This window comes from Arenibacter lacus (assembly GCF_008711145.1).
Taxonomy (GTDB): domain Bacteria; phylum Bacteroidota; class Bacteroidia; order Flavobacteriales; family Flavobacteriaceae; genus Arenibacter; species Arenibacter amylolyticus.
On sequence record NZ_VVIN01000289.1, the window covers coordinates 1 to 308 of the forward strand.

Below are 308 nucleotides of genomic sequence, written 5' to 3' on the forward strand. Positions count from 1 at the left end.
CATTATCAACAATACGAACCTGTCATGATCGCACGACTCTTATATCGGAACAAAGTGCAGGGCGTACTGAAATACGTCCTTGGGAAACCGGAATCGACCATTCTCGGCTTCCACAATACCTATTCCGATACGGAAACGAACCTTAAGGTCTTCGAACAGGTGCTCGTCTTTCTGGGCTTCCGCCATGCCTCCGAAAAGCGCTACGTACATGCCACCCTGAACCTTCCCCGAGGTGAACATCTGGACGATACTAAATTCTTGGCCCTGGCAAAAGCCTATATGGAGTATATGGGCTATGGGGAGCAGCC

At 50.0% G+C, this 308-nt stretch carries 1 pseudogene; it reads left to right on the forward strand.

Features of this window, described 5'->3' with window-relative positions:
- Window positions 1–24: 24 nt before the first annotated feature.
- Window positions 25–308 (forward strand): annotated as a pseudogene (locus F1E73_RS17525) (hypothetical protein); the annotation flags it as partial.